Origin of the sequence: Enterobacter cloacae complex sp. XAL002 (assembly GCF_049236805.1) — a bacterium.
GTDB classification, from domain to species: domain Bacteria; phylum Pseudomonadota; class Gammaproteobacteria; order Enterobacterales; family Enterobacteriaceae; genus Enterobacter; species Enterobacter intestinihominis.
Map to the genome: position 1 here is coordinate 12,346 of NZ_JBMKJN010000025.1, position 23,781 is coordinate 36,126.

The 23,781-nt window shown below is 57.3% G+C and carries 26 protein-coding genes; 10 read left to right on the forward strand and 16 right to left on the reverse strand.

Going from position 1 to position 23,781, the window contains the following annotated elements:
- Positions 1–99 precede the first annotated feature (99 nt).
- Positions 100–510, forward strand: a complete 411-nt coding sequence (gene cueR / locus ACOT0L_RS19470) for a Cu(I)-responsive transcriptional regulator (RefSeq protein WP_017383222.1) — start codon at positions 100–102, stop codon at positions 508–510.
- On the opposite strand, the gene ACOT0L_RS19475 is transcribed toward cueR, so the two are convergent.
- The 3 genes from ACOT0L_RS19475 to ACOT0L_RS19485 form a co-directional block, all read right to left on the reverse strand.
- Entirely contained in the window at positions 507–959 is a 453-nt protein-coding gene (locus tag ACOT0L_RS19475) for an NfeD family protein (RefSeq protein WP_023305604.1), read from the reverse strand. The two genes, cueR and ACOT0L_RS19475, sit on opposite strands and share 4 nt — an antisense overlap.
- Positions 956–1,870, reverse strand: a complete 915-nt coding sequence (locus ACOT0L_RS19480) for an SPFH domain-containing protein (protein ID WP_008499312.1) — start codon at positions 1,868–1,870, stop codon at positions 956–958. Before ACOT0L_RS19480 ends, ACOT0L_RS19475 begins: the two co-directional genes overlap by 4 nt.
- A gap of 154 nt (positions 1,871–2,024) precedes the next feature.
- Entirely contained in the window at positions 2,025–2,879 is an 855-nt protein-coding gene (locus ACOT0L_RS19485) for a hypothetical protein (RefSeq protein ID WP_126503061.1), read from the reverse strand.
- A gap of 142 nt (positions 2,880–3,021) precedes the next feature.
- Here ACOT0L_RS19485 and fetA point away from each other — a divergent pair, with 142 nt between their 5' ends.
- Both fetA and fetB read left to right on the forward strand, forming a co-directional pair.
- Complete coding sequence (gene fetA, locus ACOT0L_RS19490; protein ID WP_045621269.1) at positions 3,022–3,693, forward strand: iron efflux ABC transporter ATP-binding subunit FetA; 672 nt, start codon at positions 3,022–3,024, stop codon at positions 3,691–3,693.
- Entirely contained in the window at positions 3,686–4,468 is a 783-nt protein-coding gene (gene fetB, locus ACOT0L_RS19495; protein ID WP_022647290.1) for an iron efflux ABC transporter permease subunit FetB, read from the forward strand. Before fetA ends, fetB begins: the two co-directional genes overlap by 8 nt.
- 49 nt (positions 4,469–4,517) lie before the next feature.
- On the opposite strand, the gene ACOT0L_RS19500 is transcribed toward fetB, so the two are convergent.
- Genes ACOT0L_RS19500 through tesA form a run of 3 tightly spaced genes read right to left on the reverse strand, consistent with a single transcriptional unit; the run spans position 4,518 to position 6,853 of the window.
- Positions 4,518–5,372 (reverse strand): co-chaperone YbbN, encoded by an 855-nt coding sequence (locus ACOT0L_RS19500; protein WP_022647291.1) that lies wholly within the window; start codon positions 5,370–5,372, stop codon positions 4,518–4,520.
- Between the two features lie 58 nt (positions 5,373–5,430).
- Positions 5,431–6,240, reverse strand: a complete 810-nt coding sequence (locus ACOT0L_RS19505; RefSeq protein ID WP_087878403.1) for an SDR family oxidoreductase — start codon at positions 6,238–6,240, stop codon at positions 5,431–5,433.
- Positions 6,221–6,853, reverse strand: coding sequence for a multifunctional acyl-CoA thioesterase I/protease I/lysophospholipase L1 (gene tesA / locus ACOT0L_RS19510; protein ID WP_003858933.1), 633 nt, complete (start codon positions 6,851–6,853; stop codon positions 6,221–6,223). The genes ACOT0L_RS19505 and tesA overlap by 20 nt, the downstream gene beginning before the upstream one ends.
- On the opposite strand from tesA, the gene ybbA reads away from it, so the two are divergent.
- The 3 genes from ybbA (at position 6,824) to ACOT0L_RS19525 (ending at position 11,249) form a co-directional block, all read left to right on the forward strand.
- A complete protein-coding gene (gene ybbA / locus ACOT0L_RS19515; protein WP_023299477.1) occupies positions 6,824–7,510 on the forward strand; it encodes a putative ABC transporter ATP-binding protein YbbA in 687 nt (228 codons plus the stop codon). The two genes, tesA and ybbA, sit on opposite strands and share 30 nt — an antisense overlap.
- Positions 7,507–9,921, forward strand: a complete 2,415-nt coding sequence (gene ybbP / locus ACOT0L_RS19520) for a putative ABC transporter permease subunit YbbP (protein ID WP_126503059.1) — start codon at positions 7,507–7,509, stop codon at positions 9,919–9,921. Before ybbA ends, ybbP begins: the two co-directional genes overlap by 4 nt.
- Positions 9,922–10,103: 182 nt before the next feature.
- Entirely contained in the window at positions 10,104–11,249 is a 1,146-nt protein-coding gene (locus ACOT0L_RS19525; protein ID WP_126503054.1) for a porin, read from the forward strand.
- Between the two features lie 87 nt (positions 11,250–11,336).
- Here the strand turns inward: ACOT0L_RS19525 and mnmH are convergent, their stop codons facing one another.
- The 5 genes from mnmH to ppiB all read right to left on the reverse strand — a co-directional run bounded on the left by mnmH (position 11,337) and on the right by ppiB (position 15,404).
- Positions 11,337–12,407, reverse strand: coding sequence for a tRNA 2-selenouridine(34) synthase MnmH (gene mnmH, locus ACOT0L_RS19530; RefSeq protein ID WP_126503053.1), 1,071 nt, complete (start codon positions 12,405–12,407; stop codon positions 11,337–11,339).
- An 84-nt stretch (positions 12,408–12,491) separates the two neighbouring features.
- The gene (gene purK / locus ACOT0L_RS19535; RefSeq protein WP_023299480.1) at positions 12,492–13,559 is read right to left on the reverse strand and encodes a 5-(carboxyamino)imidazole ribonucleotide synthase; all 1,068 of its coding nucleotides are present in this window, start codon (positions 13,557–13,559) and stop codon (positions 12,492–12,494) included.
- Complete coding sequence (gene purE, locus ACOT0L_RS19540) at positions 13,556–14,065, reverse strand: 5-(carboxyamino)imidazole ribonucleotide mutase (RefSeq protein WP_023299481.1); 510 nt, start codon at positions 14,063–14,065, stop codon at positions 13,556–13,558. The genes purK and purE overlap by 4 nt, the downstream gene beginning before the upstream one ends.
- 118 nt (positions 14,066–14,183) lie before the next feature.
- A complete protein-coding gene (lpxH, locus tag ACOT0L_RS19545) occupies positions 14,184–14,906 on the reverse strand; it encodes a UDP-2,3-diacylglucosamine diphosphatase (protein WP_126503052.1) in 723 nt (240 codons plus the stop codon).
- A gap of 3 nt (positions 14,907–14,909) precedes the next feature.
- The gene (gene ppiB, locus ACOT0L_RS19550; protein WP_000256009.1) at positions 14,910–15,404 is read right to left on the reverse strand and encodes a peptidylprolyl isomerase B; all 495 of its coding nucleotides are present in this window, start codon (positions 15,402–15,404) and stop codon (positions 14,910–14,912) included.
- 175 nt (positions 15,405–15,579) lie between these two features.
- Between ppiB and cysS the strand changes: the two genes are divergently transcribed.
- Positions 15,580–16,965, forward strand: coding sequence for a cysteine--tRNA ligase (gene cysS, locus ACOT0L_RS19555; protein ID WP_126503051.1), 1,386 nt, complete (start codon positions 15,580–15,582; stop codon positions 16,963–16,965).
- A gap of 85 nt (positions 16,966–17,050) precedes the next feature.
- Here the strand turns inward: cysS and ACOT0L_RS19560 are convergent, their stop codons facing one another.
- The 5 genes from ACOT0L_RS19560 to folD form a co-directional block, all read right to left on the reverse strand.
- Complete coding sequence (locus ACOT0L_RS19560) at positions 17,051–17,575, reverse strand: metal-dependent hydrolase (RefSeq protein ID WP_126503050.1); 525 nt, start codon at positions 17,573–17,575, stop codon at positions 17,051–17,053.
- A gap of 73 nt (positions 17,576–17,648) precedes the next feature.
- Positions 17,649–18,665 (reverse strand): Mal regulon transcriptional regulator MalI, encoded by a 1,017-nt coding sequence (gene malI / locus ACOT0L_RS19565; RefSeq protein ID WP_126503049.1) that lies wholly within the window; start codon positions 18,663–18,665, stop codon positions 17,649–17,651.
- A gap of 83 nt (positions 18,666–18,748) precedes the next feature.
- Positions 18,749–20,248, reverse strand: a complete 1,500-nt coding sequence (locus tag ACOT0L_RS19570) for a PTS transporter subunit EIIC (RefSeq protein ID WP_003858916.1) — start codon at positions 20,246–20,248, stop codon at positions 18,749–18,751.
- A gap of 234 nt (positions 20,249–20,482) precedes the next feature.
- Positions 20,483–20,695, reverse strand: coding sequence for a ribosome-associated protein YbcJ (gene ybcJ / locus ACOT0L_RS19575; protein WP_022647303.1), 213 nt, complete (start codon positions 20,693–20,695; stop codon positions 20,483–20,485).
- 2 nt (positions 20,696–20,697) lie between these two features.
- Positions 20,698–21,564 (reverse strand): bifunctional methylenetetrahydrofolate dehydrogenase/methenyltetrahydrofolate cyclohydrolase FolD, encoded by an 867-nt coding sequence (folD, locus tag ACOT0L_RS19580; RefSeq protein ID WP_022647304.1) that lies wholly within the window; start codon positions 21,562–21,564, stop codon positions 20,698–20,700.
- A 310-nt stretch (positions 21,565–21,874) separates the two neighbouring features.
- Here folD and fimA point away from each other — a divergent pair, with 310 nt between their 5' ends.
- The 3 genes from fimA to fimC all read left to right on the forward strand — a co-directional run bounded on the left by fimA (position 21,875) and on the right by fimC (position 23,777).
- Entirely contained in the window at positions 21,875–22,438 is a 564-nt protein-coding gene (fimA, locus tag ACOT0L_RS19585; RefSeq protein ID WP_022647305.1) for a type 1 fimbrial major subunit FimA, read from the forward strand.
- A 69-nt stretch (positions 22,439–22,507) separates the two neighbouring features.
- Entirely contained in the window at positions 22,508–23,050 is a 543-nt protein-coding gene (fimI, locus tag ACOT0L_RS19590) for a type 1 fimbrial protein subunit FimI (RefSeq protein ID WP_126503048.1), read from the forward strand.
- Positions 23,051–23,084: 34 nt separating this feature from the next.
- Complete coding sequence (gene fimC, locus ACOT0L_RS19595) at positions 23,085–23,777, forward strand: type 1 fimbria chaperone FimC (protein ID WP_022647307.1); 693 nt, start codon at positions 23,085–23,087, stop codon at positions 23,775–23,777.
- The last annotated feature ends 4 nt before the right edge of the window (positions 23,778–23,781 follow it).

Consider the following 23,781-nt stretch of genomic DNA (forward strand, 5'->3'; position numbering starts at 1 on the left):
CCCGTATAATGTTCTGGTCAATTGTTGACCTTCACTCTGCTTTTCGCTAACTGTTATGAAGGTTAAACCTTCCATCAAGGGGAAGGTCAAGGGGGAAATGTGAATATCAGCGATGTTGCGAAAAAAACCGGCTTAACCAGCAAAGCGATTCGCTTTTATGAGGAAAAAGGGCTGGTGACGCCACCGTTGCGCAGTGAGAACGGCTACCGCAGCTATACGCAGCTGCATCTTGATGAACTGACGTTACTGCGCCAGGCAAGACAGGTAGGATTTAACCTTGAAGAGTGCGGCGAGCTGGTTAACCTGTTTAACGATCCGAAACGCCACAGTGCCGACGTGAAAAAACGTACGCTGGAAAAAGTGGCGGAGATCGAACGCCATATCATCGAATTACAGGCGATGCGTGAGCAACTGCTACAGCTGGCAGAATCCTGCCCGGGAGATGACAGCGCCGAGTGCCCGATTATCGACAATCTTTCCGGCTGCTGCCACCGTAAAACCCACGCCTAACAGGCTTTAACCCGCAGGGTAATGCCTTCTACCGCAATGACCTCAACCCGCGTGCCGGCGCTGAGGTCATCATCGGCCACCACCGGCCATGAACTGTCCCCCACGCGCATATGACCGCGTCCGTTGATCAGCGCGTTATCAAGCGTAAAACGTTTACCCACGATCTGCTGCCCACGCTGATTGAGATGCGCGTCGACCGGCTTCTGCGCCTTCACCCGTTTGTTCAGCCAGCGCCACCACAGCCAGGCGGCCAGCAGCGTCAGCACGGCAAACAGCGCGCCCTGCCACTCCCAGCCGACAGGCAGCAGCCAGACGACCAGCCCGGTAATCACAGCGGCAACACCGCTCCACAGCAGATAACCGTTGCCGCCAAGCATCTCGGCGGCCAGCAGCAAGCCGCCAAGGCTTAGCCAGAACGCATGAGGATGTGCAACGATGAGCTCAATCATTTTTTACGCTCGTTTCCGCTGTCTTTGATCAACTCGGCAATTCCGGCGATAGATCCCATCAGACTGCTGGCATCCAGCGGCATCATCACCACTTTGCTGTTGTTCGCAGAGCCGATCTCCTTCAGCGCATCGGTATATTTTTGCGCGACGAAGTAGTTCACAGCCTGGATATCCCCGGCGGCAATCGCCTCGGAAACCATTTGCGTCGCGCGGGCTTCCGCTTCTGCCGAACGTTCACGCGCTTCTGCCTGGAGGAAGGCAGACTGACGGTCGCCCTCGGCTTTCAGGATCTGCGACTGTTTTTCCCCTTCCGCTTTCAGGATCTCGGCCTGACGTACCCCTTCGGCTTCAAGAATATAGGCGCGTTTGGTACGCTCGGCCTTCATCTGCGCGTTCATGGAAGCAATCAGCTCTGCCGGTGGGCGCACGTCGCGGATCTCAATGCGGGTCACTTTGATCCCCCACGGATTGGTGGCTTCATCAACAATGTGCAGCAGGCGGGTATTAATGCTGTCGCGCTGGGAGAGCATTTCGTCCAGCTCCATCGAGCCAAGCACGGTACGTATATTGGTCATCGTCAGGTTGACGATCGCCAGCTCCAGGTTGCTCACCTCATAGGCCGCTTTCGGCGCATCAATCACCTGAATAAAGCACACCGCATCGATGGTGACGTTGGCGTTATCCTTAGAGATGACTTCCTGGGAAGGAATATCCAGCACCTGCTCCATCATGTTGATTTTACGCCCAATTCTGTCCATGAAGGGGACGATCAGGCTTAAACCCGGCTGAAGGGTATTGGTGTAGCGACCGAAACGTTCGACGGTCCACTGGTAACCCTGCGGGACAATTTTGACGCCTGCGCCCACGATAACCAGCGCAACGAAAATAAGGACAGGAACAACGATGAGCATAAAAACCTCCTGTTTTGCATGCCGTAACGAGAAAAATTGCGTATTTGTTGAACGTAAGTATATCGGTTAACGGGCGGGATTTCGCCCCTGTAAAGAGGTGGGAACCGGACTGGTAAAATTAAAACGCCCCGCCAGGAGAGCGGGGCGCATAGCGTTACTCTTCAGACCAGGAATAGCTGAAGTCGGTGATAAACCCATCCCCGGCGTCAGCGATGGCTTTCGATAAGCCCTGATAGTATTTTTCCAGGCCGATGGCCTCTATCTGCTGGATCTGCTCGCGAATGGGCGCGCAGAATAGTACTACATTGCCCGCTCCGACACGTTTGTTGTTCGGCGGCAGATCGCCGGTAATCCCCTTAAACCAGGTTCTGATCCCTTGCTTTAAGCTGTGCGGCGCTTTTGCAAGATCCTTCTGGCCAGTCAGCACCTGTAAGGTGGGGAACTCATTTGCATTGACGGCGGTTTTCATGCGTGCAAAGAACGCGGTAAAAAGCTCAAAAGAGCCGAGATCCGTGACGCGAGGCTTGGTGGTTTTTCCGTTTTTATTGCCCATTTTTCCGGCAGGGGCTGTAGGCGCCGGAACCACATTGACCTTATGCAGATCCAGACCAAACAGCAGATTGCAGTGCGCCCGGCGCTCTTTAAGCGGGTAGGACATTAGCACGTCAATAAACGCCGTCGCCTTCACATCGGCCAGGTCATGGTTAATCAGCCATTGCGAGCGGGCAAATTCCGCGGGGGAAACGAACCAGTCCGGCACCTCAGTAAAGCGTCTGGATTTACCCTTGCCGTCAAACTCGAGAAAGTAAGCCCCATCATCGAAAGCAAAATAGCAGTTTTTAAAGCTACCGATTGTGGTGTTAACGATGAGCGCCTTCTTAACAAAATCGACCACCTCTGCACCCATGACAAAACGCGTGAGTTCAGAAGAATTGATGACTTCCATTAATGTTTCCACATCTGGAACACCAGGCTTCAGGGAAGAGAACTCATAAAAGATATGTGTCATGTTGCTGACTTCCTGTAGTTATAGAGGTGACAATTACCGAACAAAAAGTTTAACACTTGCGCTAGGTTAAGGCTATTCGCGCAGCGTAGCGGAAAGGATTATGCTAAAGGCTGTTCTTATCACAGCGGTTAACGGAATCGGAATGAATAATAAAAAAAATCTTCTGGATATCAGGGATGTTGGCTTTCGTGTGGGTGATAACACCATCCTTCAGCACGTCGATTTTTGTCTCTCTCCGGGCGAATTTAAACTCATAACCGGCCCCTCCGGCTGCGGCAAAAGCACCCTCCTGAAAATCGTGGCTTCGCTACTGAGTCCAACGGAGGGAACCATCCTGTTTGAAGGGAAAGATATCGCCACGCTTACACCGGAAAGCTATCGCCAGCAGGTGTCATACTGCGTGCAAACGCCGTCCCTGTTTGGCGACACGGTGTACGACAATCTGGTTTTCCCCTGGCACATCCGCAACCAAACGCCCGATCCGAAAAAGTTTGCGGACGATCTGACCCGTTTTGGGCTTCCGCCGGAGACGCTGACCAAATCGACTGCCGAACTGTCAGGCGGGGAAAAGCAGCGCGTCTCGCTGATCCGTAACCTGCAATTCCTGCCGAAGGTGCTTTTGCTGGACGAAATCACCAGCGCGCTGGATGACGCTAACACGCGCAACGTCAATGAGATTATTCATCGCTACGTCCGTGAACAGGATATTGCCGTGCTGTGGGTGACGCACGATTCAAACGAAATTAGCCATGCGGATGATGTCATCACGCTCAGGCCGCAGGGCGGGAAAATGGAGGAGGCTCACCGTGGGTGAACATAACATAACCAACGAATCGCTGGCGCTGTCGATGGTCCTGGTGCTGGTGGCGATTGTGGTCAGCTACCGGGAGAAGCTGGGGCTGGAAAAAGATATTCTGTGGAGTATCGTTCGCGCGGTCATTCAGCTCATCATCGTCGGCTATGTGCTGAAATACATCTTCAACGTCAATCATGCCGTGCTGACCCTGTTGATGGTGCTGTTTATCTGCTTTAACGCGGCATGGAACGCGCAGAAACGCAGTAAATACATCGATAAAGCGTTCCTCTCGTCGTTTATTGCCATCACCACCGGGACCGCGTTAACGCTGGCGGTACTGGTGCTCTCCGGCTCGATAGAATTTACGCCGATGCAGGTGATCCCCATTTCCGGGATGATTGCGGGCAATGCGATGGTGGCGGTCGGGTTATGCTACAACAATCTGGGGCAACGCTTCAGCAGTGAACAGCAACAGCTTCAGGAGAAGCTAAGCCTGGGCGCGACACCGAAGGTGGCCTCGGCGCGGTTGATCCGCGACAGCATTCGTTCTTCGCTGATCCCAACGGTGGATTCCGCCAAAACCGTGGGTCTGGTGAGCCTGCCGGGCATGATGTCGGGGCTAATTTTTGCCGGTATCGATCCGGTAAAAGCGATTAAATACCAGATTATGGTGACGTTTATGCTGCTCTCTACGGCGAGCCTGTCGACGATTATTGCCTGCTATCTGACCTATCGGAAGTTTTACAACGCGCGCCACCAGCTGGTGGTGACGCAGTTGAAAAAGACGGGGTAATATCGGCTTTTGTAGGCCCGGCAAGCGTTAGCGCCACCGGGCATTTTTGTTAGTAAAGCAATGCGTACAGCTGACGACGATACTTAGACGCCAGCGCGTCACCGGTGCCGAGCGCGGCCAGGATCTCCTGGAACATCTTTCGCGCCTGACCGTCTGCGGCGCCCAGGTCCTTCTGAAGGTGACTAAACAGCAGCTCCAGCGCCTCTTCATTACGCCCCACCTGGTGAAGCTGAAGCGCCAGCTGGCTTGCCAGCGCGGCATCCGCCGGGTTGTCCGCAACCTGCTGCTGAAGTTGCTGAATTTCAGGGGTATCCGCCGCCTGTTTCAGCAGGTCAATCTGCGCCACCAGGCCCTGATAGCGGGTGTCCTGATCCTGCATCGGCACCGTTTTCAGCACGGCTTCCGCGTCTTCGGGGCGGTGCAGCGCAATCTGGGTCTCTGCCAGCAGCAGACCAATCTGGCTGTTCTGGTTCGACAGCTGCCACGCGTCTTTTAACAGCGGCAGCGCCTCGTCGTACTTGCCTTCCTGCATCAGCGCCATGGCTTCCTGCGCTTTCAGCTCTTCTTCGCGCGGCAGGACTTTATCCAGCAGGGCGCGGATCGCCTCTTCCGGCTGCGGCCCCTGGAAGCCATCCACCGGCTGACCGTTCTGGAACAGGTAGACGGTTGGGATCGCACGCAGGCCAAACTGGGAAGCCACCATCGGTTCGGCGTCACAATCCAGCTTCGCCAGAATGAATTGACCGTTGTACTGCGCGGCAAGGCTTTCCAGGACCGGCGTCAGCTGCAGGCAGTGTTGGCTGCGTTCAGACCAGAAGTAGAACAGCACCGGTGTAGTCATTGACTGTTCGAGTGTCTGTTGCAGGTTAGCTTCAGTTATGTTGACGATATTCTGTACGGACATGCGGCATTCTCTTTTATCGGTTTACTCTTTACATGGGGGTAAGCGTCGTCGCTTCAACTCAACCCTGCAAAATTTTGTCCATCATCCGCCCCGGCAGCAGGCGTTTTAACCAGCCGACGGCATGGGTCACCAGCGTCACCGGATAGCGCATTTTAGGGGTATCGCTCTCAAATGCGTGGCGCACTTTGGCAACCACGGCTTCTGGCCCAAGCGTAAAACGCGCCGCGATACCGGGATTTTCGACCGGTTGGTCCGCCTGCGTCTGGTTAACGTTTTCCGTAAAGCGGGTGCGGATGGGGCCCGGTTCAATCAGGCTGACCTTAATGCCGCTGTGGCGCAGCTCCATGCGCAACGCATCGGACCAGGCTTCAAGCGCATATTTACTGGCAGCGTAAGCCCCGCGTCCCGGCGTGGAGATCAGGCCCATCACCGAGGAGGTCATGACAATCCGCCCTTCGCCGTGCGGCAGCATGGCGGGGAGAAGGCGCATGGTGAGCTGATGCGCCCCAAAAAAGTTTGCGGAGAACTGCTGCTCCAGCTGTTCCCGCGAGAGGGTCTGTAGCGGGCCGTACACGCCGTAGCCCGCATTGTTAAACAGACCGTAAAGCCGGTTGTTGGTCAGGGCGATAACCTCATCGGCGGCCTGCTCCACGCTCTCTGGCGAATCGAGATCCAGCAGAATGCCGGTAAATCCCAGCCCTCGCATGCGTTCGACATCTTCGGGTTTGCGGCAGGCCGCCAGCACCCAAAACCCCTGACGTTTCAGTTCAAGGGCGCTCTCAAGGCCAATTCCGCTGGAACATCCTGTTATTAAGACCGATTTTTGCATAACTTTACCTGTCAGGTTCTCAGCTGTTTGACGAGTCATGTTTTACTAAAGGAGCCAGCCGGGTTGCCATCCAGTCGGCAATGAACGGCTGGGCATCGCGATTGGGGTGAATGCCATCATCCTGCATCCACTGAGGTTTCAGATAGACCTCTTCCATGAAAAATGGCAGCAGCGGAATATCAAACTCTTTGGCAAGCTTAGGATAGATCGCGCTAAACGCCTCATTATACCGACGGCCGTAGTTAGCGGGCAGGCGAATTTGCATCAGCAGCGGCTGGGCGTTAGCAGCCTTAATGGTCTGCAAAATAGTCCGCAGCGTTTGCTCCGTTTGCTGTGGCTGGAAGCCGCGCAAACCATCATTACCGCCCAGTTCGACCAGCACCCAACGCGGTTGATGCTGCTTAAGCAGGGCAGGCAGGCGCGATAAGCCTTGCTGCGACGTATCGCCGCTGATGCTGCCGTTAACGACAGACGCCCGGGACTGCCATTTATCATTGAGCAGGGCGGGCCAGGCCGCACTGGCGGCCATACGATAGCCCGCGCTCAGGCTGTCGCCCAGAATCAATAACGTGTCCGCAGCCGCCGCGCGGAAGGTCATCAGCATCAAAAACAGGAAGGGCAAATGCCAGCGGAAAACATTGTTGAAGTTCATTGTCTTAAGAAGTCCGTCGGTCAGGGAGAACACGAGCTTTCCATCCTCACCGGAGTTGAACTCGTTGTCAAACGTGCCGAAACCATCGCCCTGATTGGCGAATCCGGTTCCGGTAAGTCCACGCTGCTGGCCATTCTCGCCGGGCTGGACGATGGCAGCAGCGGGGAAGTGAACCTGGTCGGCCAGCCCCTCCACGCGCTTGATGAAGAGGCGCGCGCCGCGCTGCGTGCCCGGCATATCGGGTTTGTCTTTCAGTCATTCATGCTGATCCCAACCCTCAACGCGCTGGAAAACGTTGAGCTGCCCGGCCTGCTGCGCGGTGAAAATACCCGCGAAAGCCGCGATCACGCCAAAGCGTTGCTGGAACAGTTGGGGCTGGGAAAACGTCTCGACCACCTTCCGGCACAGCTTTCCGGCGGTGAGCAGCAGCGCGTGGCGCTGGCCCGGGCGTTTAACGGGCGCCCGGAAGTGCTGTTTGCCGATGAGCCCACGGGCAATCTCGACCGTAAAACCGGGGACAAAATTGCCGATCTGCTGTTTTCCCTCAACCGCGAGCATGGCACCACGCTGATTCTGGTTACCCACGACCCGCAGTTGGCCGCCCGCTGCGACCGCCGCCTGCGGCTGGTGAACGGTGTTCTTCAGGAGGAAGCATGATTGCCCGCTGGTTCTGGCGCGAATGGCGCTCGCCCTCGCTGCTGATTGTCTGGCTGGCGTTGAGCCTGGCGGTGGCCTGCGTGCTGGCGCTCGGCAGCGTCAGCGATCGTATGGAGAAAGGGCTTAGCCAGCAGAGTCGGGAATTTATGGCGGGGGACCGGGCTCTGCAAAGTTCTCGCCCCGTGCCGCCGGGCTGGATTGAGGAAGCGCGCAAAGAGGGGCTGAAGGTGGGAGAGCAAATCACCTTCCAGACCATGACCTTTGCGGGCGACACGCCACAGCTTGCCAGCGTAAAAGCCGTGGATGACATCTACCCGATGTATGGTGACTTACAAACCAGTCCGCCGGGGCTAAAACCGACGGCCGGTACGGTACTGCTGGCATCGCGTCTGATGGCGCTGCTGAACCTGAAACCCGGCGACAGTATCGACGTCGGCGACGCGACCCTCAAAATTGCCGGGGAAGTGGTGCAGGAACCCGACTCCGGATTTAATCCGTTCCAGCTCGCGCCGCGCCTGCTGATGAACACCGCTGATGTGGCGAAAACCAACGCCGTCCAGCCGGGCAGCCGCGTCACATGGCGCTATAAGTTTGGCGGGACGCCTGCTCAACTGGAGGCGTATGAAAAATGGCTCCTGCCGCAGCTCAAGCCGGAACATCGCTGGTACGGGCTGGAGCAGGATGACGGGGCGCTCGGCAAATCCCTCGAGCGTTCTCAGCAGTTTCTGTTGCTGTCGGCGCTGTTAACCCTGCTGCTGGCCATTGCGGCCGTTGCCGTGGCAATGGGGCACTACTGCCGCAGCCGTTACGATCTGGTGGCGATCCTCAAAACTCTCGGCGCGGGCCGGGCACAGCTGCGCAAGCTGATTGTCGGCCAGTGGCTGATGGTGCTGGCGCTGTCGGCTCTGACCGGCGGGGCGATAGGGCTGCTGTTTGAAAAGCTGCTGATGGTGCTGCTCAAACCGGTCCTGCCCGCTGCGCTGCCGCCTGCCAGCCTCTGGCCGTGGCTGTGGGCCATCGGCGCGATGACGACGATCTCCCTGCTGGTGGGGTTACGCCCCTACCGGCTGCTGCTCGCCACCCAGCCGCTGCGCGTGCTGCGCCGGGATGTGGTGGCCAGCGTCTGGCCGCTGAAGTTCTATCTGCCGGTGATTATTGCGGTGGCAGTCGGGCTGTTGGCCTGGCTGATGGGCGGCAGTACGCTGCTGTGGGCGGTGCTGGCGGGCGCGGTGGTGCTGGCGCTGCTGTGCGGCGTGGTGGGCTGGCTATTGCTCAATCTTCTCAAAAAGCTGACGGTGAGATCGCTGCCGGTGCGGCTGGCGGTTAACCGACTGCTGCACCAGCCGTGGTCTACCCTCAGCCAGCTCTCGGCATTTTCGCTGTCGTTTATGCTGCTGGCGCTTCTGCTGGTGCTGCGCGGGGATCTGCTGGATCGCTGGCAGCAGCAGCTTCCGCCGGAAAGCCCGAACTATTTCCTGATCAACATTGCTCCCGAACAGGTGACGCCGCTGAAGGGTTTCCTGTCTGAGCATCACATTATTCCGGAATCGTTCTATCCGATCGTGCGCGCCCGCCTGACGCAGATCAACGGCCAGTCCACGGAGGGAAATAAGGATGAATCGCTCAACCGCGAGCTCAACCTGACCTGGCAGGCGAAACGTCCGGACCATAACCCGATCGTTGCCGGCACCTGGCCGCCGAAAGCGGGGGAAGTGTCGATGGAGGAGGGGCTGGCGACACGCCTGAACGTGAAGCTCGGCGATAGCGTGACCTTTACCGGTGATACCCAGGATTTCACCGCCAAAGTCACCAGCCTGCGCAAAGTGGACTGGGAAAGCCTGCGGCCAAATTTCTTCTTCATCTTCCCGTCGGGCGCGCTGGACGGACAGCCCCAGAGCTGGCTGACCAGCTTCCGCTGGGAAAACGGCAACGGCATGCTGACGCAACTGAACCGGGAATTTCCGACGGTGAGCCTGCTGGATATCGGCGCGATCCTCAAACAGGTCGGGCAGGTGCTGGAACAGGTGAGCCGCGCCCTGGAGGTGATGGTGGTGCTGGTGACCGTCTGCGGCCTATTGTTGCTGCTGGCGCAGGTACAGGTGGGCATGCGCCAGCGTCATCAGGAGCTGGTGGTCTACCGCACGCTGGGGGCCAGTAAACGGCTGCTGCGCGCCACGCTGTGGAGCGAATTTGCCCTGCTCGGGCTGGTGGCGGGCCTGGTGGCGGCCATCGGGGCGGAAACCGCACTGGCGGTGCTTCAGACGAAAGTCTTTGATTTTCCATGGGAGCCTGACTGGCGGCTGTGGCTCACGCTGCCTGTCTGCGGCGCGGTGCTGCTGTCCCTGTGCGGTGGCTGGCTCGGGACGCGGCTGTTGAAAGGTAAAGCGCTGTTCCGCCAGTTTGTCAGCTAGTTTACTTGCGTGATGATGACGCACCGGCATTTCTGCTGGTGTGTCATCACTTAATAGCACAAATCGTTAATGCCCATGCATTTAGTAGCACAAAACATTAAAAACCCGCCCACACAGCCCGAATCTTTCCGGTTAATATTCACCAGCTAAATATTTAGCAGCGTGTCTATCAAGGAAAAAGAATGACTATAAAAAAAACAGCGCTGGCGACAACGATCGGCGCAGCAGTGGCATTGGCTTCTTTCGCATCTCAGGCGGAAATCACCCTTCTGAAACAGGATCCGCAGGCGGGTAACCCGCTGAGCCGTCTGAACTTCACCGTTGGCGGCAGCATCCGTCCTCAGTTCCAGAACATGACCGGTGATGACGGCAAAAACGGCTACAAGCGTAACGGTTTTGACGGCGGAACCCGTTTCCGTTTCGCGGCAGACTACTACCTGTTCGATGACATCAGCTGGATCACCTACTACGAGCTGGGTGTGAACATTCCGGCGCAGTTTAACTGGGATAACCACTACGCCGACGGCGCGCACGACACCTCACGCCGTATGCTCTACACCGGTCTGAAGAGCGACACCTGGGGTACGCTGACCTTCGGCCAGCAGAACAGCGTGTACTATGACGTGGTGGGCGCGAAAACCGATATCTGGGACTACGACATGATTGGTCAGGCGTCGGGTAACGGGATCAACGGCGACTACGACGGCTCTTACCGTTCACGCCAGATGCTGAAGTACAAGAAAACCGTGGGCGATGCTGACATCTACGCATCCTATCTGTTTGAAGACAGCGAATACCTGCCGGGCAACGGCCTGCGCTACAAGCGTAAAGGCGGCGGTTCACTGGGTATCGATTACCACCTGACCACCGATCTGACCTGGGGCGCAGCGTGGAACTACACCCGCGCGGACATGCGTAATCCGGACAACGGCGACAGCAAATCCTACGACCAGAACATTCTCGGCACCGCACTGAGCTGGACGCCGGATAACTGGACCTTCTCCGCAGGCGGCGGCTGGTATCAGAACTTCATGACCACCAAAAAAGTGTCCGTTAACGACTACTTCGCCGGTGATGCATGGGGTATTGAATACTTCGCAGGATACAAATTCCCGGTCGGTCAGTATGCGGTGAAATCCATTCAGCCGTACTTCATGGGCGACCGCATTGAGTACGTGAACGGCCGTAACTACCAGCGCATCGACAACGGCGTGGGTATCAGCTTCCAGCTGGACTACGGTTTCCGCGTGGATTACGAACACGTGTTCACCTCCAGCACCGACAACCTGGGCGACATGAACCTGGTGCGTCTGCGTTACGACTTCTAAGTGGTTTGTTCCCCGGTGGCGCTGCGCTTACCGGGGCTACAAAAGCACGCGTAGGCCGGGTAAGGCGTAGCCGCCACCCGGCTTTTTTCAGCGATCAAGCCACTCGGCAATTTCTTCGTACGTCCCGCGAAAAACAATCTTCTCCGCTTTCTTCTCCAGCTGATAGCCGTACATCGGGTCGTAATAGTCCTTCAGCAGCGGCACAAGCCAGCTGAAGTGCGCGTCAGTGCTTCCAGAGCGCTGTTGTTCCAGCAGCGCGGAATCTAATAGCGCGGTAAATTCCGCGAATCGTTGCAGCCCCAGACGACGGCGGATGGCGAACAGGCCGTGATGCAGGTATTCGCTGTAGGCTTTCCAGCCCGCTTCTTCACCGTAGGCGGCAAAAAAATCGGCCCACATGTGGTCGAAATACTCTTCGCGCAGGCGCTCAAGACGGATCTCAAACGGATCTTCGACCACCACGACAGGCGCTTCCGCCATGCGGTCGCGCAGGCACTCCGGCAGGTGGTTAGAGCCAATCATCCGGCCCTCATCCTCCAGCACCCAGCGCGCGGCATCTTTTTTTAGCAGCTCGACGGCAAGGTGATTCTCGAAGCTCGCCTGAGAAAGTTGCGGGGTGAGCGTGCGGCCAAATGACGAGCCGCGATGGTGCGCCAGCCCTTCCAGATCGATGCCCTGCGCATGCTGCTTCACCAGCAGCGTTTTGCCGTTTCCGGTACAGCCACCGATAAGCACCATCGGTTTTTGTGACTGCTCAATCGTCACCTGAATTGCCGTCTGGCGCAGGGCCTTATAGCCGCCGCGGATCAGCGGATAATCGATTCCCGCCTCTTTAAGCCAGGCCTGGGAGATATGTGAGCGCTGGCCACCGCGCGCGCAGCAAAGGTAGCCCTCAGGATGGGCCTGGCTGGCTTCGCGCCAGGCGTTGATGCGCGCCTCTCGCGTCTCGCCGTTGACCAGGCTATGGCCGAGCGTCAGTGCGGCGTCCGGACCCTGGCGTTTATAGCAAGTGCCGACGGCGGCACGCTCGTCGTCGTTCATTAAGGGCAGGTTGAGTGCGGCGGGCATCGCACCCTGGACAAATTCGATCGGCGCGCGAACGTCGATTAAAGGGGTATCGGACGCGAGGATCGCGCGAAAGTCCGTTCCATCGTTCATGGTGGTTCCAGAAGAAAGCTAAGCAGCAATGGGCGGGAATTGTACGCCGGGGAAGGGGAAGGTCAACTCCCCGGCGGGGGTTACTTACTTCAGTTTTGACTGCGCCCAGACAATCCCGCTCGCGTATTCTGGCGGCAGCAGGGGAACAATCGCTTCCAGCGTGGCGCTCAGGCGGTCCGTGTCGGTATCGTTCAGGTTCAGGTGGCCGACCTTACGACCCGGGCGCACCGCTTTGTCGTACCAGTGCAGGTGCACCAGCGGCAGCTTCAGCCAGTCGTAGTTCAGATCGGTGCCGATCAGGTTGATCATCACCGACGGGCTGGTCACCACCGGCTGCGGCAGCGGCAGGTCAGTGATGGCGCGCAGGTGCAGCTCGAACTGGCTGATGGAGGCACCGTTTTGCGTCCAGTGGCCGCTGTTGTGCACGCGCGGCGCAAGTTCGTTGATCAGCAGACCCGATGGCGTGACGAAACACTCCATCGCCATTACGCCCACATAGCCCAGCTCATGCATGATGGCAGAGAGCATCTCTTCCGCCTGCGCCTGCTGGTCAGCATTGGCCTGCGGGAAGGCGACGCTGGTGCGCAGAATCCCGTCCTGATGCAGGTTATGCGTTAGCGGGTAAAAAACGGTGTGCCCGTCATGCCCGCGCGCGCCCACCAGCGACACTTCACCGCTGAAGTTTATGCCCTGCTCAACGATGCACTCGCCGTAGCAGTCGTCCGGCAGCTCGGCGGTGTCGTTCGCGCGCAGGCGCCACTGCCCGCGACCGTCGTAGCCGCCGACACGACGCTTCACGATCGCCAGATCGCCCAGCATGGCGAAGACGTCATTCCACTCGCTTTTGTCGGACAACAGCTGCCACGGCGCGGTCGCAAGGCCGAGCTTGTCGAACAGCTGCTTTTGCGTCAGACGGTCGGCGATGATCGGGAAGACGTCGCGGTTCACAAAGGCGTTATGGCGCGCCAGCTCGCGGGTCAGGGCGGTTTCCGGCCAGCGTTCAATTTCGGCGGTGATCACGCTCTGATGGAACGGCACGGCTTCCGGCTCGGCGTCCAGCCCGACGGGCCAGACGGCAATACCCAGCGGCTCACCGGCCTGACGCAGCATCCGGCCAAGCTGACCATTGCCAAGAACGCAAACCTGCTTCATGCTGCACCCCGCGGATCCGGGTTATCCAGCACCTCGTCGGTCTGGGCTTTACGCCACTCCGCCAGGCGTTGATGTAAGTCATTATCATGCGTCGCGAGGATCTGCGCGGCCAGCAGGGCGGCATTTGCGGCACCCGCCTTACCAATCGCCAGCGTACCGACAGGGATACCGCGCGGCATCTGGACGATAGAGTACAGGCTATCAACCCCGCTTAACGCGGCGCTCTGTACCGGCACGCCCAGTACCGGCACCAGGGTTTTGGCGGCAATCATGCCCGGCAGATGTGCTGCGCCGCCCGCACCGGCAATGATCACCTCGTAACCGTTCTCTTCGGCGCTTTCGGCGAAGCTGAACAGTTTATCCGGCGTACGGTGCGCGGAAACCACTTCGACGTGGTGCGGAACATTCAGGATTTCAAAGATTTCGGCGGCGAACTGCATGGTAGCCCAGTCGCTTTTGGACCCCATCACGATGGCGACACGCGCCGGATTATTGCGGGAAGACATGCGTCTTAAAACTCCTGTGGTGCGGAACACACTGCTTTCGAGGGCACAGAGAATAGCATGTAATACCGGCAAGGAAAACGGTTGCGTGGTCGTGAAATGGGCGAAAAAACGAGGAGGGTTAAAACGGGAAGGCGATCAGTTCCACACCTTCCGGCGTGACTTTGACCATCGATCCTTCGCTGTGCCAGGCGCCTAAAACCACACGATGGGCGGGCTCGCCGTTGGCGATAAGGGAATGCACATCGGGACGATGGGTATGGCCGTGGATCAGCCACTGAACACGATGCTTCTCCATCACCTTCACCACCGCCTGCGGGTTGACGTCCATGATGGTCATCGATTTGCTGCTGTTGGCGGCCTTGCTGCCCGCGCGCATTCTGGCGGCGATGCGGTTGCGGATAAACAGCGGCAGGGCGAGGAACACTTTCTGGATCCACAGGGTGTGAACTTTGGCGCGAAACGCCAGGTAGCCGGTATCGTCAGTGCAGAGCGTGTCGCCGTGCATGATCAGAATATTGCGGCCATAGAGGTCAAGCACCTGCTCTTCCGGCAGCAGCGTCATGCCGCTCTCGCGGGCGTAGCGCTGGCCGATCAGGAAATCACGGTTGCCGTGAATGAAATAGCAGGGGACGCCGGAATCCACCAGCGCTTTAATGGCCGCTGCCATCTCACGGTGCAGCGGGTTCGGATCGTCGTCGCCTATCCAGGCCTCAAACAGGTCACCCAGAATGTACAGCGCATCGGCGCTTTTCGCTTCACCGCGTAAAAAACGCAGAAAACCGGCGGTTATCGCCGGTTCTTCTGTTTGCAGATGCAGATCCGCAATAAAGAGTGTCGCCACGAATTACTCGCTGACGGTCACGCTTGTGATCACAACGTCTTCTTTAGGAACGTCCTGGTGCATACCGCTGCGGCCAGTAGAAACGGCTTTGATCTTGTCGACCACGTCCATGCCTTCAACCACTTCTGCGAATACGCAGTAGCCCCAGCCTTGCAGGCTTTCGCCAGAGAAGTTCAGGAAGTCGTTGTCCGCCACGTTAATGAAGAACTGTGCGGTAGCAGAGTGCGGGGCCTGAGTACGGGCCATTGCCAGCGTACCGCGGGTGTTTTTCAGGCCGTTGTTCGCTTCGTTTTTGATCGCTTCTTTCGTCTCTTTCTGGCGCATGCCAGGCTCGAAACCGCCGCCCTGGATCATAAAGCCGTTGATCACACGGTGGAAAATAGTGTTGTTGTAGAAACCTTCGCGGCAGTAGTCCAGGAAGTTTTTAACTGTTTCAGGCGCTTTGTCATCAAAGGTTTTGATTACGATATCGCCATGATTAGTGTGGAAAGTAACCATTTTTGCATCCTGTTCCGTTATTGTGGTGCGTCGACCCGTGCTCGGGTCACATATAGGGGCTTGTTATAGCATAACCACAGGACACGATCACCTTGCATTGTGTGCTGACCGTGCTCCGAATTATGGGTATTATAAGGAACAAACAATCCACACACGTGTTTACATGGAATCTTCGATGTTAAAAATCTTTAATACAATGACGCGCCAAAAAGAGGAATTTAAACCTATCCATGCCGGGGAAGTCGGCATGTACGTGTGTGGTATTACGGTTTACGATCTCTGTCATATCGGCCATGGCCGTACCTTTGTCGCGTTCGACGTGGTGTCCCGCTACCTGCGCTTCCTGGGCTATAACCTGAAGTATGTGCGCAACATCACCGACATCGACGACAAAATCATTAAACGTGCTAATGAAAATGGCGAAAGCTTTGTCGCGCTGGTGGATCGCATGATCGCCGAAATGCACAAGGATTTTGATGCCTTGAATATTCTGCGCCCGGATAGCGAGCCGCGTGCGACCCACCATATTCATGAAATCATTGAGATCACCCAAAAGCTGATCGAGCGCGGTCACGCCTATGTGGCGGACAACGGCGACGTGATGTTCTCGGTGCCGACGGACCCAACCTACGGTGCGCTTTCCCGCCAGGATCTGGACCAGCTCCAGGCCGGTGCACGCGTGGACGTGGTTGACGTGAAGCGTAATCCGATGGACTTCGTGCTGTGGAAGATGTCCAAAGCGGGCGAACCGAGCTGGCCATCCCCGTGGGGCGAAGGGCGTCCGGGCTGGCACATTGAATGTTCCGCGATGAACTGCAAACAGCTGGGCAACCATTTCGACATTCACGGCGGCGGTTCGGATCTGATGTTCCCGCATCATGAAAATGAAATCGCGCAGTCCACCTGTGCTCACGGCGGCGAGTACGTGAACTACTGGATGCACTCCGGGATGGTGATGGTTGACCGCGAGAAGATGTCGAAATCGCTGGGTAACTTCTTCACCGTGCGCGACGTGCTGAAGTATTACGACGCGGAAACCGTGCGCTACTTCCTGATGTCCGGCCACTATCGCAGCCAGCTGAACTACAGCGAAGAGAACCTGAAGCAGGCGCGCGCTGCGCTGGAGCGTCTGTATACCGCACTGCGCGGCACCGACAGGTCTGTTCTGGCCGCTGGCGGCGAGGCGTTCGAAGCCCGCTTCGTTGAGGTCATGAACGACGACTTCAACACGCCGGAAGCCTACTCCGTGCTGTTCGACATGGCGCGTGAGGTGAATCGCCTGAAGTCAGAAGATATGGCGGCGGCGAATGCGCTGGCGTCTCATCTGCGTAAGCTCTCTTCCGTGCTCGGCCTGCTGGAGCAGGAGCCGGACGTGTTCCTGCAAAGCGGCGCGCAGGCGGACGACGGTGAAGTAGCGGAAATTGAAGCACTGATTAAAGCGCGTCTGGAAGCGCGTCAGGCGAAAGACTGGGCGGCGGCGGATGCGGCGCGTAACCGTCTGACCGAGATGGGTATTATTCTGGAAGACGGCCCGCAGGGCACCACCTGGCGTCGTAAGTAAGTCCGTAATGCCCGGTGGCGCTTACGCTTACCGGGCCTACAGGTGAAAGTAGGCCGGGTAAGGCGTAGCCGCCACCCGGCTTTTTTTACCTTCTCTTCTTCCACCATAACACTCCCATCAGCACCATCCCCGGCAGCCACACCCACAGCAGTTCCGAGATAATCACCTGATGCCCGTACGGCGTGGTATAGCGCGACAGTGCAAACGGCGCGACCTTAATCACCTGCCACGGTGCAAAGAAGCGCTCATCTGACCAGGGCCACAGCCAGCCGACGCCTTTCCCGCCGGTGGTAATCGAATCCAGCAGGCTGTGCGACAGCAGCGACACGGTTAAAAACAGCCAGCAGCGCGACAGGCTGGCCCGGAACCATCGACGCCCAGCCAGCACGCAAAGTATGGGCACTCCAAAGGCAAACAGCAGCGAATGAGTGAAACCGCGGTGGCCGAAAATATTCCCGTAGGCGACACCGAATTTAAACGCCAGTACGTCAGCGTCAGGCAGCATGGCGAGGACGATCCCGGCAAACAGCAGGCGGGGTGGGATGACTTTGGTTCCGAGCCCTAAGCCCAGACACAGAGGTACGGCAGCGTGGGTGATAACGGTAGGCATTACATTTATCCATGGCAAATCATGGAAATATAGCAGTCATCTCGCGCTATAAGACCCATGCTAAATTCTGAATTTACGCCGATTCCCGCGCGATAAGCTGGCCGGAGAGGGTAATACGCTGCGTTTGCAGATCCGGCTCCTTCAGCCTGCGGATCATCAGCCCTGCCGCCTGGCGGCCGGTCTCTTCACTGGCAGACGAAACGTAAGTCAGTGACGGCGACGTGAGATTAACGTGAAGCATATCTTCAAAGCCGATCAGCGCCACCTGCTGAGTCAGGAAAACATCTTTGCCCACCGTGCGCCCCACCTGGTGAATGCCGGAGATCGAACCGATCATCGCGTCCGGCGAATGGCAGAGCAGGGCGGTAATCGTGTTGTTCTTCTCCAGCAGCTGGCGAGTCGCCATGGCCGCCGCCTGCGTATCATCGGTGCAGGCGGGAGAATATTCCTCACGCCAGACCAGGCCGTTCTGCGTCATCGCGCTGCGAAAACCGAGCAGGCGCTGCTCGCGAATACGGCACCCGTCGCGCCCGCCAATGTAGGCGATGGTGCGGTGCCCGCGCTCGATAAGATAACGCGCGGCCAGGTTCGCCGCCTGGCGGTTATCGCGCATCACCAGGTTGCATTTCTCTTCCAGCAACGACTGCGAAACCGCCACAAGCGGCAGCGGGCATTGGCGAATGTGTTCCGGGAGAGAGGCGGCGCGGGTGTCCGACGCCAGATAGATGACGCCCGCCACGCCCTGCTGCTTAAATGAGAGCAGGGTACGCTCAAGATGTTCGTCGTCGTTCAGCGGCTGACCGAGAAAAACCATATAACCCTGTTTCTCCAGCTCCTGAACGATGCTCGCCATCACTTTGATGGAAAAGCTGTCGCTGAAGTCCCGCAGGATCAGGCCGATTAAATTGGAGGTGTTGGCGCGAAGGTTGGCAGCGGCGACGTTATGAACATAGCCCAGCATTGTGATGGCGGCATTGACCTTCCCGATCGTCGCCTCTGAGATTTTCCCTTTCTGGCGCAGCACCAGCGACACGGTAGAAACCGACACGCCCGCATGCTTTGCAACATCAATAATGCTGACTTTCTTCAAAACCGCTCCCTGAAATTTACCGATTATCAGCCAGATAAGAGGCGTACCCCAGCGTACAGGAGACGCCTCCTTCAGGCATCTTATTATTTGCCAATCATCGTGGACATGGTCTGGGCGATAAACTGTGCTCTGGCCCCGAAAATCACCTGTATCCCGTTGTCGCCAACAAACACCACGCCGCGCGCGCCCAGCCCGTTCAGCCCGTCCCGGTCCACCGCTTCGCTCTTCGCCACTTCCAGACGCAGACGCGTGATGCAGGAGCCGACAGAATCAATGTTCTGCGCACCGCCCAGCAGGCCGATGATTTCGGTGGCAAGTTCGGAATCGGACTTGTCATTCGCGCTGGCGGTCACTTCGGTGCGGCCCGGCGTTTTCACGTCGAAACGGCGGATCACGAAGCGGAACGTGAAGTAGTAAATCAGGGCCATAGGGATACCGATGATAATGGCGCTCAGGAAGTTGGTCTGATAGCCGTTAAACGACGGCAGGATCCCGAACGACAGGTAGTCGATAAAGCCCGCCGAGAACGACTTGGCGATGTGCGCATGCAGCAGGTACATGGTCATGTACGCCAGGCCCGCCATGATGGCGTTGAAGACGTAAAGGATTGGCGCCACGAAGATAAAGGTGAACTCTACCGGCTCGGTGATGCCCGTCAGGAAGCAGGTGAGGGCGGCGGAGAAGAGAATACCGGCCGCAATTTTCTTATTCTTCGTATGCGCTTCATGGTACATCGCAAGGCACGCCGCAGGCAGCGCGAACAGCATCAGCGGGAACTCGCCCTGCATGAATTTCCCGGCGTTCTGGTAGGTATCGCTGCTGAAGGATTTCACCCCCTCTTCGAGCATCTTGAACCAGATGGTCTGGTCGCCGTGGATCACCTGACCCGCCTGGGTAGTGTAATCCCCGAACGAATACCAGAAGGAGGGATACCAGATGTGGTGCAGGCCGAGCGGGATCAACGCGCGCTCCACCAGCCCGAAGATAAAGGTCGAGGCCGCCTGGTTATCGCCGTTCACCACCACGGACAGGGCGTCGATCCCGGACTGAATATGCTGCCACACGTACGGCAGCAGCAGGCCGAGCAGGAACGACAGAAATGCCGTCGCAATCGCCACAAAACGCTTCCCGGAGAAGAAGCCGAGGAATTCCGGCAGCTGCATGGTATGGAAGCGGTTGTAGCACCAGGCCGCGAGAATACCGCAGATCAGGCCGCCAAAGACGCCCATCTGCAACGTCGGAATGCCGACGACCATGGCGTATTTCCCGCCCTGGGAGGCCATTTCCGGCGTAATGCTCAGCACGGTGCTGATGGTGATGTTGGTGACAAACACCGAGACCGCCGCAGAGAGTGCCGCAATGCCGGATTCCGAAGCCAGACCGACGGCAGAGCCGATGGCGAACAGCATCGGCAGGTTATCAAAGATAACCCCGCCGGCGTTCATCATCAGCGGCAGGTGGAACTTATCGCCGAAGGCCAGCAGCAGGCCCGCAGCGGGAAGCAGTGAAATTGGCAGCATTAAGGCGCGACCAATCATCGATAACTTAGACAGCGATTTAACAAACCCTGATATCAGACTCATGCTGATTTCCCCCGGAGTAGCGCTTTTTTCGCGCTGTTATTGTAAGTAGAACGTTTTAGTAGAACGTTCTACTTATCGTGGGGAAAGTCTGAAAATCGCGCAACATAATTTTCACGTTTCGCCAGAGGGAATAGTGATTATTTGAAGTTGATCGATAATTAACCGTGATGGGTGTGAGGGGATGTTTATCCCCTCTCCCTGTGGGAGAGGGTTAGGGTGAGGGCATCAGACAGCTCAGGCCGTCACGGTCACGCTCTGACCTGCAAAGCTCACGGTCTGGCCCGCGACAATTTTGCAGCGCTTGCGGGTTTCCACCGTGCCGTCTACTTTTACCTGCCCGTCGGCGATGACGATTTTCGCCTGCGCACCGCTTTCGCTCCAGCCTTCCAGCTTCAGCAGATCGCACAGCTCAACGTGCGGATGTTTACCTAAAGAAAAAGTTGCCATGATTACGCGTCCTCTACGTCGTGATACTCCTCGCACGCCTGCAAGGTATTCTGAATCAGTGTTGCGACCGTCATCGGGCCTACGCCGCCCGGGACCGGAGTAATATAGGATGCGCGCGCTGCGGCATCTTCATACACCACGTCGCCAACCACTTTGCCGTTTTCCAGACGGTTAATACCCACGTCCACGACGATTGCGCCCTCTTTGATCCACTCGCCCGGAATAAAGCCCGGCTTGCCGACCGCAACGATCAGCAGATCGGCGTTTTCGACGTGATGACGCAGGTTTTTGGTGAAGCGGTGGGTGACGGTGGTGGTGCAGCCCGCCAGCAGCAGCTCCATGCTCATCGGGCGGCCCACGATGTTGGAGGCGCCAATCACCACAGCGTTCAGGCCATAGGTGTCGATGTTATAACGCTCCAGCAGCGTCACGATGCCGCGCGGGGTGCACGGACGCAGGCGCGGCGCGCGCTGGCACAGGCGGCCCACGTTATACGGATGGAAACCGTCAACGTCTTTGTCCGGCGCGATACGCTCCAGCACCTTCACGTTGTCGATGCCCGCAGGCAGCGGCAGTTGAACCAGAATGCCGTCGATCTCTTTATCGGCATTCAGGGTGTCAATCAGTTCCAGCAGTTCTGCTTCGCTGGTGGTTTCCGGCAGATCGTAAGAGCGGGAGACGAACCCCACCTCTTCACACGCTTTGCGTTTGCTGCCGACATAAATTTGCGAAGCCGGGTTGCTGCCAACCAGCACAACGGCCAGCCCTGGGGCGCGTTTTCCGGCGGCTATACGCGCCTTCACTTTTTCCGCAACCTCAGAGCGCACCTGCTGCGCAATCGTTTTACCGTCAATAATCTTTGCTGCCATCAGAGAGAAGATTCCGTCTGTAACGTTAGAAAGGGGGGATTACCTGTATTTTGTCAGAAGCGAGCGCCGCTGTCAGTCACCCTTTACGAGATTTCATCGATGGCCCGCAAAACCCCTTCTCAGGGCATGGTCAATTTCTTAGAGGCGATTAGGATGTGACCTGGCAAAATGGCAGCGTTTTGACATATTACAAAATAGATTCCTGAGCTACTTTGTCCTCTCCGAAATAAGCCTTCAATTTTTTAATTGAACGTATTTCTTATTCCCGAATATGCGCGGGAAGGGTTATTTACATTTTAAAGGAATAGACATGAAACTCAGCAACATTGCTTCTACTGTTATTGCAACTCTGGCCCTGGTCGCGGGTGCCGCTCACGCAGAAGATCCGGTAGCACCTGTATCTGTAAACGGTGGTACGGTGCATTTTAAAGGTGAATTAGTGAATGCCGCGTGTTCAGTGAATACTGACTCTTCAGAGCAGACGGTTAATCTCGGCCAGTACCGTACCGCGAAATTCACTAAAGTGGGTGACACCACCTCCAATATTCCCTTCACCATCGAACTGAACGACTGCGATCCTGCGGTAGCGAAAACCGCTGCTGTCGCGTTTACCGGCCAGATCGACGCCACCGACAAAACGCTGCTGGCGGTAAGCTCCGGTAACAACGACAACTCCGCGAAGGGCGTAGGCATTGAGATCCTCGACAGCAAATCCTCCACGCTGACCCCGGACGGTGCAACCTTCTCTGCGGCGCAGAACCTGATTGAAGGGACTAACACCCTGAACTTCACCGCGCGCTATAAAGCCACGGCGGCGACCACCGCGCCAGGCCAGGCAAACGCGGACGCAACATTCGTAATGAAATACGAGTAATGCCTGAGTACAGGGATGTGGCTGGCCTCAGGGAAGAGGTCTTTTGATCGCCTATACCGGGAGCGAAGGATGACAAGGACTGGGATACTGCTGTGTGCCCTTGCGATTGCCTCAGCGGTAAACGCACATACCGTTGTCATAGACGGCGGCAAAGTACACCTCAGGGGAGAGCTGGTTAACGGCGGCTGCGCCGTGGCCCCGGACAGCCAGAATATGCGCGTGGATATGGGGCAATACCGCACAAACGCCTTTTCCGGCGTCGGCAGCTTTTCCACGGTTAATGTGCCTTTCACCGTACGTCTGCTGGATTGCAGCGTGGACGTCTCCCGCACCGTGGGGATCCAGTTCCAGGGAGTGACACCGGCAGAAGACCCGCAGGTTTTCCTGGCGACATCGCGGCCGGGGGAAAATGCGGTCAGCAGTGGTGTCGGACTGGCGCTTTTTGACGAACAGCAACGTCAGATCATCCCGAACGCGACGGCAGTGAGCTGGTTACCCATTAACACCCGCGAGCTGGTATTTCATTTCAGCGCCCGCTACCGGGCTATTTCCGAACACCCTGTACCAGGCACTATTCAGTCGAATGTCTGGTTTACGTTGATTTATCCCTGACGCCTGCGAACTAATTATTAAAGGTACGGTTGTGATGAACACCCTGATTAAACCTGGACTGTTTTTAACTTTTATTTTGATGATGGTTTCTGCCAGCGCGAATGCATCCGGCGGAATTGCGCTGGGCGCGACGCGCGTTATTTATCCGGCCGATGCAAAACAAACGTCGCTGGCGATCACCAACAGCAATAAACAAGAGCGCTATTTAATTAACGCGTGGATAGAAAATGCCAACGGGCAAAAGGAAAAAACCTTTGCCGTCACGCCGCCGCTGTTTGTCAGCGAGCCGGCCAGCGAAAACACCCTGCGCATTATCTACGCAGGCCCGGCGCTGCCTGCCGATCGCGAATCACTCTTTTACATGAACGTCAAAGCGATTCCCTCCGTCAGCAAAAAACATCAGGACGGCAACAACGTCCTGCAACTGGCCATTCTGTCACGCATCAAGCTGTTTGTTCGCCCGGCTAACCTGGCGATGCCGCCGGAAGAGGCGCTCTCACAGCTGCGTTTTGAGCGCGTCGGCAACCATCTTAAGGTGAGCAATGCCTCGCCGTATTACGTCACGCTGGTCAATCTGAAGCTCGGCGGTCAGACGCTGGAGAACCTGATGGTTGCCCCTAAAAGCTCGGCGCAGCAGGTGCTGCCTGCCGCAGCGAGCGGCACGCTCTCCTGGCAGAGTGTGAATGACTACGGTGCCATTACGCCGGCGCGTAGCGTCAGCCTGTGAGCAG

What these genes read in the sequence shown, in the direction of transcription:
- ACOT0L_RS19500 (WP_022647291.1), bottom strand. Translation starts at nt 5,372, where the DNA reads ATGTCCGTACAGAATATCGTCAACATAACTGAAGCTAACCTGCAACAG.
- folD (WP_022647304.1), bottom strand. Translation starts at nt 21,564, where the DNA reads ATGGCAGCAAAGATTATTGACGGTAAAACGATTGCGCAGCAGGTGCGC.
- ACOT0L_RS19525 (WP_126503054.1), top strand. Translation starts at nt 10,104, where the DNA reads ATGACTATAAAAAAAACAGCGCTGGCGACAACGATCGGCGCAGCAGTG.
- fimC (WP_022647307.1), top strand. Translation starts at nt 23,085, where the DNA reads ATGAACACCCTGATTAAACCTGGACTGTTTTTAACTTTTATTTTGATG.
- ACOT0L_RS19485 (WP_126503061.1), bottom strand. Translation starts at nt 2,879, where the DNA reads ATGACACATATCTTTTATGAGTTCTCTTCCCTGAAGCCTGGTGTTCCA.
- fimA (WP_022647305.1), top strand. Translation starts at nt 21,875, where the DNA reads ATGAAACTCAGCAACATTGCTTCTACTGTTATTGCAACTCTGGCCCTG.
- ppiB (WP_000256009.1), bottom strand. Translation starts at nt 15,404, where the DNA reads ATGGTTACTTTCCACACTAATCATGGCGATATCGTAATCAAAACCTTT.
- ybcJ (WP_022647303.1), bottom strand. Translation starts at nt 20,695, where the DNA reads ATGGCAACTTTTTCTTTAGGTAAACATCCGCACGTTGAGCTGTGCGAT.
- ACOT0L_RS19570 (WP_003858916.1), bottom strand. Translation starts at nt 20,248, where the DNA reads ATGAGTCTGATATCAGGGTTTGTTAAATCGCTGTCTAAGTTATCGATG.
- cysS (WP_126503051.1), top strand. Translation starts at nt 15,580, where the DNA reads ATGTTAAAAATCTTTAATACAATGACGCGCCAAAAAGAGGAATTTAAA.
- purK (WP_023299480.1), bottom strand. Translation starts at nt 13,559, where the DNA reads ATGAAGCAGGTTTGCGTTCTTGGCAATGGTCAGCTTGGCCGGATGCTG.
- ACOT0L_RS19560 (WP_126503050.1), bottom strand. Translation starts at nt 17,575, where the DNA reads ATGCCTACCGTTATCACCCACGCTGCCGTACCTCTGTGTCTGGGCTTA.
- mnmH (WP_126503053.1), bottom strand. Translation starts at nt 12,407, where the DNA reads ATGAACGATGGAACGGACTTTCGCGCGATCCTCGCGTCCGATACCCCT.
- purE (WP_023299481.1), bottom strand. Translation starts at nt 14,065, where the DNA reads ATGTCTTCCCGCAATAATCCGGCGCGTGTCGCCATCGTGATGGGGTCC.
- ACOT0L_RS19480 (WP_008499312.1), bottom strand. Translation starts at nt 1,870, where the DNA reads ATGCTCATCGTTGTTCCTGTCCTTATTTTCGTTGCGCTGGTTATCGTG.
- ybbP (WP_126503059.1), top strand. Translation starts at nt 7,507, where the DNA reads ATGATTGCCCGCTGGTTCTGGCGCGAATGGCGCTCGCCCTCGCTGCTG.
- fimI (WP_126503048.1), top strand. Translation starts at nt 22,508, where the DNA reads ATGACAAGGACTGGGATACTGCTGTGTGCCCTTGCGATTGCCTCAGCG.
- fetA (WP_045621269.1), top strand. Translation starts at nt 3,022, where the DNA reads ATGAATAATAAAAAAAATCTTCTGGATATCAGGGATGTTGGCTTTCGT.
- ybbA (WP_023299477.1), top strand. Translation starts at nt 6,824, where the DNA reads ATGCCAGCGGAAAACATTGTTGAAGTTCATTGTCTTAAGAAGTCCGTC.
- ACOT0L_RS19475 (WP_023305604.1), bottom strand. Translation starts at nt 959, where the DNA reads ATGATTGAGCTCATCGTTGCACATCCTCATGCGTTCTGGCTAAGCCTT.
- tesA (WP_003858933.1), bottom strand. Translation starts at nt 6,853, where the DNA reads ATGAACTTCAACAATGTTTTCCGCTGGCATTTGCCCTTCCTGTTTTTG.
- ACOT0L_RS19505 (WP_087878403.1), bottom strand. Translation starts at nt 6,240, where the DNA reads ATGACTCGTCAAACAGCTGAGAACCTGACAGGTAAAGTTATGCAAAAA.